At 64.7% G+C, this 7,577-nt stretch carries 6 protein-coding genes; 2 read left to right on the top strand and 4 right to left on the bottom strand.

Going from position 1 to position 7,577, the window contains the following annotated elements; all coding sequences use genetic code 11:
- Both RAN53_RS13390 and RAN53_RS13385 read left to right on the top strand, forming a co-directional pair.
- Positions 1–1,963 (top strand): type I secretion C-terminal target domain-containing protein (locus RAN53_RS13390; protein WP_305797315.1); only part of this gene is annotated, 1,963 nt, incomplete at its 5' end.
- 120 nt (positions 1,964–2,083) lie between these two features.
- Positions 2,084–2,422, top strand: a complete 339-nt coding sequence (locus RAN53_RS13385; RefSeq protein ID WP_305797314.1) for a tryptophan synthase subunit beta like protein — start codon at positions 2,084–2,086, stop codon at positions 2,420–2,422.
- 177 nt (positions 2,423–2,599) lie between these two features.
- Here the strand turns inward: RAN53_RS13385 and RAN53_RS13380 are convergent, their stop codons facing one another.
- From RAN53_RS13380 to RAN53_RS13365, 4 genes are all read right to left on the bottom strand, one after another.
- Positions 2,600–4,519 carry an EAL domain-containing protein gene (locus RAN53_RS13380; RefSeq protein WP_305797313.1) on the bottom strand — a complete coding sequence of 640 codons (1,920 nt, stop codon included), beginning with the start codon at positions 4,517–4,519 and terminating at the stop codon, positions 2,600–2,602.
- A 34-nt stretch (positions 4,520–4,553) separates the two neighbouring features.
- Positions 4,554–5,270: a transglutaminase-like cysteine peptidase gene (locus tag RAN53_RS13375; RefSeq protein WP_305797312.1), complete on the bottom strand. Its 717-nt coding sequence runs from the start codon at positions 5,268–5,270 to the stop codon at positions 4,554–4,556.
- Between the two features lie 103 nt (positions 5,271–5,373).
- The gene (locus RAN53_RS13370) at positions 5,374–6,582 is read right to left on the bottom strand and encodes a 1-acyl-sn-glycerol-3-phosphate acyltransferase (RefSeq protein ID WP_305797311.1); all 1,209 of its coding nucleotides are present in this window, start codon (positions 6,580–6,582) and stop codon (positions 5,374–5,376) included.
- A gap of 5 nt (positions 6,583–6,587) precedes the next feature.
- The gene (locus RAN53_RS13365; RefSeq protein WP_305797310.1) at positions 6,588–7,511 is read right to left on the bottom strand and encodes a recombination-associated protein RdgC; all 924 of its coding nucleotides are present in this window, start codon (positions 7,509–7,511) and stop codon (positions 6,588–6,590) included.
- Between the last annotated feature and the right edge of the window lie 66 nt (positions 7,512–7,577).

The raw sequence follows: 7,577 nt of genomic DNA, 5'->3' as shown, positions 1-7,577 counted from the left end.
TGCGTTGCCCGACGGTGATGACCTGGCGGTGGGCACAGTGACCGGCAGCCTGCCGGGCAGCCCGGCCGAGACCGCCAGCGACAGCGTCACCGCCACGGGTGGCGTGGGCACGCTGACCTACAGCCTGGTGGGCTCTGCCACCGGCACCTACGGCCAGATCCAGGTCAACAGTGACGGCAGCTACACCTACACGCTGACCAGTCCGGTGACCGACACCACCGGGAATGATGGCACCAACGTCGTCGACAACGCCGACAGCTTCACCTACCAGGTGGCAGACGCCAACGGCAACACCGACACCGGCACGATCTACATCAACATCCAGGACGACGTGCCTTACGCGGTCGATCCAGACAAGGCATATCTCGTTAACTTAGCCGGTCAAGCTGTAACCGCTATCCCTCTCGATATCGATGGAAATATCGATGACAACTATGGGGCGGATCAGGCTGGAACGATCAGCTTTGCCGGAATCGCCGCTAGTGGAACACTATCAGAGCTCACTGCGTCTGGTTCTCTGATTTACCTATACACCGATGGGCTTACACTCATCGGCTCGACACTGGCTAATAGCAGCTTTAGTGCTGTTTCAGCTGCGATAAATTCAGGTGATAAGGTTTTCACTGTTGAGCTAAATCCCGATGCCGATGTGAATGATTCGAGCGATACGTACTCGTTTACTCTGCATCAGCAGATTGATGGTGGAGCATCATCGTTCTCTGTGGCGGATGGTGGCTATACGCCTGATGGTGGTAACTCACCGTATTTCTTCTTCGATGACACAACAGGTGATGATCGAGATATCTTGTTAACCCCGACAGAAGTTGGTTCCACCGTAAATACGAGCAATAATGATTTTGCTACGGGTACGGGAATGACGATTGGAGGTAACGAGGGTATCCGAATTGATTTCGTCCAAGGTCTGGCTGGGGATGCCAAACAAGGTCCCATTACCTACGATAGCCACTACACTGTGCAGGGAGCTGGGGCGATCATAGGCGTGAAGTCGGGAACCAGCACGGTTCGTCTTGCAGCCTATGACGATTATGATGACGGTACCAGTGCAGACCCAGATGATATTTCGATTGGTAATGGGGATGTGGATCCAATCACAGCAGTGGTGATCCAATACAATAACCAAAGTCTGACCGTCTATGCTGGTACTGAGTCTGCAACGGTGGGTGGCCAGTCGTTCACCCTCGATTGGGATAACCCCGGTTACGATGGCCAGGTTCTTATCGGTGGTGTTGTCGATGGTGCTGCCCTTGCGGCCGTGACCGATGATGGGTTCAGCAGCCTTGAGTTTCACTATGATGCTGGCACCGCTTTCACGGTCAACAGCTTCAGTGGCGTCGCCGTCACACCGGGAGAAGCGGTAGACTTCGTCCTTGATCTGAACCTGATCGACGGCGATGGTGATACGGTACTGGTAAAGGATGCCATCGATATTTACCTCAGTCCCGATGATCATGTGGTTCTTATGGGTGATGAAGGTGACAACAGTCTGTCGGCTGGTACTGATCAGGCTAGTACTCTGGTTGGATTGGGAGGTGAGGATGCTCTGACCGGTGACTCTGGTGAAGATATTCTTATCGGTGGTGCTGGCAATGACTCCCTGACAGGAGGTTTAGGAGCCGATACCTTCGTATGGAACTTCGGCGACCAGGGTACTGCGGCCGATCCAGCCGAGGACACGGTTACCGATTTCTCCGCTACAGAAGGTGATGTGCTGAACCTCATCGATCTGCTCAGCGAGATGCCGGCTGGTTCGCAGGATGCTTACATCCTGGCTGAGGATGCCGGAAGTGGTGATACGATCTTGCATATCAGTACTTCCGGTGGCTTGACCTCAGATGGAAGCGGGGTCAGTGGTGCCGACCAGACCATCCTGCTGGAAGGTATTGCCTACACCGCTACCCTAATTGAGGACCTGATCGACAGCGGCCAGCTCGACATCGAGTAAACCGTCACCACCCAACCAGCGCCCGGCCCAGCCGGGCGCTGCCTTTTCTGAAGCAGCCGCCTTGCCGTCTTATACCCCGAAGGCCTAAGCTGCCTTCATAGTCTCTTCAGGAGCTCATCCATGTACATCAAGCGCGACGGTGACGGACGCATCGAGCTGGTCAGCCGGGATAAGACGCCGGAGTGCGACGAGTTCCTGGCGGCGGATTCGCCGGAGCTTCTGGCGTTCCTGACCGAGGAGGAGGCGAGCCACGGGCGGGCCTACTTCCAGGCGACGGATCTGGCCTTCGTGCGGGTGCTGGAGGACGTGATCGAGCTGTTGATGGACAAGGGGGTGATCAGCTTCACGGAGCTTCCCGAGGCGGCCCAGGAGAAGGTGATGGAGCGCCAGTCCTTGCGTCGTCGGCTCAATGGGTTGCATCTGGTGGGGTCGGAAGACGAGGAGAGTGGGGTGATCTGAGAGGGGAAGGGAGGAGCCAGCCGGGGCGCCTGTCGGCGCCATTCGCCCGGGGGACCCGGCCTCCCACAAGGCGCCATTCGTAGAGGCGTCGAACAGCAAGGTAACCCGGCCTTCCACAACCAAAAACGCCGCCGGGTTTGTTTGCCAGGCGGCGCTTCTCGTCGTAGGGGCTGTTTCTCAGCCGCCGGGGCGGTCGAGCTGGCGGATGCCGGGGCCGGTGACGCCGTCGATGCCGAGCTCGTGGACCAGCTCGGACTCCTGCAGGCTGTCGACGCCCTCGGCGATGGCCAGGATGCCGATGGAGTGGCAGAGGGTGGCCATGCCGCGCAGCAGGGTCTGGCGTTCGGGGCTCTCGGCGATGCCCTTGACCAGCGAGGCGTCGATCTTGAGGTAGGCGAGCCCCAGGTCCTTGAGGTCGGAGATACGGCGGAACTCGCGACCGACGTGCTCGAGGCCGAGCTTGCAGCCGAACGGCTGCAGCTGGCGGCACAGGCTGCGGAAGCTCTCCAGGTCGTGGATCACCATGGCCTCGGGGACCTCGATCCACAGCTGGCGGGCGGCCTCGCGGTTGCTCTGCAGCAGGCCGCTCAGGTCCATCACGAAGCGGCCGTCGCGCACCGAGGCGGGGGAGAGGTTGATGCCCAGCGGCTTGCCGTGGCGGTTGATCTCGCGCAGCGTCTCCCGGGCAACCGCCAGGTCGAGGCGGGCGTCCAGGCCGAGGCGCGAGATCCACGGCATGAAGATGCCGGCGGGCCGCCATTCCCCCTTGAGGCGCAGGCGCGAGGGGCACTCCAGGTGCAGCAGCGTGCCCTCGGCGTCGAGCACCGGGAAGCGGCCGAGGTAGACGCCATCCTCCAGCGCCTGGGTCAGGGCCTGACGCCACTCGGTATGACTCTGGTAGAGAGGCACGCGCTGGGTACCCTCGGCCACCAGCTGGGCGAGGTCGCCGCGGTTCTCGGCGGTGGAGAGGGCGCCGTCCAGGCTTGCCAGCAGGGCACGGGGGCGGTCGCCCTGAGCGTAGGCGATCAGCGCAGAGGGCAGGGCCAGGCGGAAGCCCTGCCGCTCCTGCTTGAGGGTGGCCAGCCGTTGGGTCAGCTCCTGGCCAATGGCGGTGGTATCGGTGTCGGCCGGCAGCAGCAGGGCGAAGTCGGTGCCGGAGAGGCGCCCTGCGATGCCCTCGCCGCGGATATCACCGAGCTGCTCGAGGTCCTGGGCCAGGGCGTGCAGCAGCTTGTCGGTCTCGGCGTGGCCGAGGTGTTCGCTGACTTCGCCCAGCTGCGCGACACGCACCATCAACAGGGTGCCGGTGGCGCGGCGGCCGCTGCTCTCCAGCATGATGCGCAGCTGATGCATGAAGGTCTCGCGGTTGAGTACGCCGGAGACCGGGTCGTGCTGCAGCCGCTTGCGCAGCAGGTCGAGGCGCTCGCTCTCGCGGCCCAGCATCTCGGCCACCGAGCCGGAGAGCTGGTTCATGGCCTGCACCACCTCCTTGAGCTCGCGGGTGCGCGGTTCCGGGGAGGTGGTGAAGCGACGGTCGCCGATGTCTCGGGCCTGCTCGACCACCTGGCGCAGCGGGCGGCGGATGGTGCGCACGATCCAGGCCGCCAGCGCCAGGCTGATCACGCCGGCCAGGGCGAACCAGCCCATCAGCTCCAGGGTGCTGCGCCACAGGGAGCGATAGGCGAAGCTGTGCTGGCTCTCCAGGGTTAGAGTGCCGTACTGGTTCCAGCGATCCTGGATCACGGCGCGACCGGCGGGCACCTCGAAGCTGACCAGGTTGACGAACCATCCCGGCACGTCGGCGACCTCCTCGGGGCCCTCGCGCAGGTCGATGATATCGCCTTCGGGATCGCGCAGCTCGATGCGCCGGTAGTGGCCGGTATCGAACTGCGCTGCCAGCAGCAGGCCGATGGTGACCGGGTCCTTCTCCATCTGGCTCATGGTCAGCGCCAGGGCGTTGGCGTTGTCGCGGTTCTTGATCTCGACTTCCTGCTCGATGTAGCCACGGCTGGTGGTCACGCCGATGAACAGGCTGCCACCGAAGGCGAGCAGCAGCAGGATGATGACGGTGAGCCAGAGCTGCTTGATTAGCGACATGGTCGTTGTTCTCCCCACGGGTGTGGCACCCGGTTCAGATGAATCCCTGGTCACGCATGCGGTCGATGACCCCGCGCCAGCGCGAGAGTCGGGCCAGCGGGTCGGCGCGTGACTGGCTGCTGCCGCCGGCCCATAGCCCCTGGCTATTGAAACTGAACAGCGGGTCGAGGTCCGTGCGCTGCTCGGCGGGGGTGATCGACGGCACCAGGTTGTCGAGGACCAGCGGCTGGGCCGAGGGTGTCTCGTACCAGCCCAGCACCATGTGCGCCTGGGTGATGTTGCTGCGGCCGATACGCGCCTTTACATAGATCATGCGCAGCTGGTTGCCCGGCACCCCAAGCTGCTTGAGGGTGACGTATTTGGCGATGGAATAGTCCTCGCAGTCGCCCTTGCCCTGGCCCAGGGTCTCCAGCGGTGTGGCCCAGTGATCCACCGGCCCCCAGTTCTTGTCGTCGTCCACCCAGCGCACCCGGCGGTTGAAGAAGTCGTTGACCCCCTTGAGCTGGCTCCGCAGGTCGGCACCGGCCAGGCGGTCGAGCAGCGCGAACCACTCCTCGAGCACGGCCAGGCCGCCTTGGCCATACAGCCGCTGCATGCTCTGGCGCAGGCGGGAAGGGTCGAGGTTGGCGTCCACCGCCGGTATCCGCAGGCCAAGCCCCGCGGCCAGCACCATGCCACCCAGACCCGCCAGGAAGCGGCGGCGCGCCTGCGAGGCGAGCGGGCGGGGCGAGGCGGGCAGGGTGTCGGACATGAAGGTCTCTGGGGTGAATCAGGGTTTGCTGAAGTCTAGGTGGCCAGGCACACCATTGCGAGCCTCATGCCGGGGCTGACTCGGCACCCTCGGCGCAATTGGTCTATTCGGCTCGCTCGCTTCGCTCGGCCTCGGCAGGATCGAAGGGCTCGCGACCCGCCCTGTTGAGCACCGGATTGGCGTACTGGGCCAGCCACCAGTGGCGCAGTGTTTCGGGCACCTGCTGCAGGCGGGCCTGGAAGCGGGCTCGGTCGGCGTCGCTCACCTCGGCGAGGTCCACGAGCTCGGGGGCCACACCCAGTGTCTCCAGCGCCAGGTAGTGGCTGGGGAAGAGGTGATAGCCCTCGAGCACCTGGCGGTCGATCTCGGCGGCGACGGCGTCTGGTGCGCCGAAGGAGGCATCGAGCGGCGTCCCGAAGCTGAGCCTGACGCGGCCCTTGTGGCCGGTGATGCCGGCGACGATGGACTGGATATCCTCGTACTGCCCCTTCTCGTAGGCGCCGCTGGAGTGCACCGCATGCAGTTCGCGGGCCTTCTGCACGTCGCAGGGGTCGTACTCGTAGCTGATCGCCACCGGCACCAGGCGCAGCTCGGCGATCGCCTCGCCCAGACTCGCCTGGCGATCCTCGGCGCGCCGCGCCATGGTCATCATCTTGATGATCGCCGGGTCGGTGCGGTCGATGCCATCCTTGGCGCGCCCCTCACGCTGGGCCATCCAGATCGAGTGGTTGTCGGCGGTGATGGAGTGGCGGATATAACTGGAGAGCTTCTGGTAGGCGGCCAGCATGGCGCGCTTGCCGCGGGCGCTGCGTGGCACGATGAAGCTCTTGTTGAGGCGCATCAGGTCGGTGACGTAGGGCTTCTTGAGCAGGTTGTCGCCGATGGCGATGCGCACCGTGTCGCGCCCGGCCAGGTAGAGGGCGTAGTTGACGAAGGCCGGGTCCAGGGAGATGTCGCGGTGGTTGCCGATGAACAGGTAGGCGGTATCGTCGTCCAGGGCATCCAGGCCCTCGGTCTCGAACGCGTCGGTAGAGGTGCGGATCATCCGCTCCATGTAGCTGGCGATGCGCTGCTGGAAGTCCTTGACGCTCGCCACGCCGCGCGCCTGGCGGCGCAGCGCCAGGCTGGCCAGGGTGCGTGAGAGGCCAGGCATGACGCGCGAGAGGCGCGGCAGGCGGAAGCGGGTCAGCGCATCGAGCAGTTCCGGCTCATGGGTCAGGCGCGCCAGTACTCCGGCGACCTCGTCGTCGTTGTAGGGACGGATCTCGGCCCAGGGGTCCTGGGCGTCGCTGTGGGGTCGATTCTCGGTCATGGTGGTCAGGCGTCGCTTGAGGTGCCGGCCTCGCCGCCCAGCCAGGCGATGAGGCGCTCGGTGTTCTCGCCCAGGGCCTGGGCCATCAGCACGAAGTCGGTGTCCAGGCGCAGCAGGGCATCGTCGCCGTCGTCGCTGGCGTTGGCCTCGTCGATCAGGGCATCGCCGAAGCGCAGCGACTTAAGCGCCAGGTCGTCATGCAGCACGAAGCTTAGTCGCCCCTCGACCTCCACGGCCAGCTTGCTGGCCTGGCGGCCGCTCTCGAGCAGTTGCTGGATCTCGTCGCTGTCGAGGTCCACCTGGCGGGCCCGCAGCACGCCGTCGTCGCCCTTGGCCTTGAGCTCCACCTGGTCGCCCATCACCAGGTCGGCGGGACGCGAGGCGGGGTCGGTGAGCCACTGGGTCATGGCCCGCATGGGCAGCACCTGGGTCGCCAGCGGCGTGACCTTGAGGCTGCCCAGGGTCTCGCGCAGCAGGTCGAGGAGTTCCTCGGCGCGGGTGCGAGAGCTTGCGTTGATGCCGATCAGCCGCCGCCGGGTGTCCCACCACAGGTCGATCTTCTGGCTGCGCACGAAGGCACGCGGCAGCAGTTCCTCGACCACCTGCTCCTTGATGGCGATCTTCTCCTGGCGACGTAACTTGCGGCCCTCGCGGGCCTCCACCTCGGCGGCGCGCTCATCGACCTCCTCCTTGACCACGCTGGCGGGCAGCAGGCGCTCCTGGCGCAGTGCGCTGAGCAGGCGTTGGCCCTGCAGCTCGTGCAGGCGGGCGGTGTCGGCGCGACCGCCGGGGAAGGTCCAGCCCAGGCGGCGGGGATCCTGGCCACCCAGCGGGCGGGCGGCCTGCTCGGCCAGGGCCTCTTCCAGGGTGGCGGCGTCCAGCTCGGGCGCGTCGTGCAGCCGATAAAGGTGTAAGTGCTTGAACCACATGAAGCATTTTTCCCGGAGAAAAGGGTCGCCATTATCACCGAAGGGGCGCGGAGGTACCAGCGTCGA

Origin of the sequence: Halomonas sp. SSL-5, from assembly GCF_030708455.1 — a bacterium.
Lineage (GTDB): Bacteria > Pseudomonadota > Gammaproteobacteria > Pseudomonadales > Halomonadaceae > Halomonas.
This window is presented reverse-complemented; position numbering and strand designations above follow the sequence as displayed.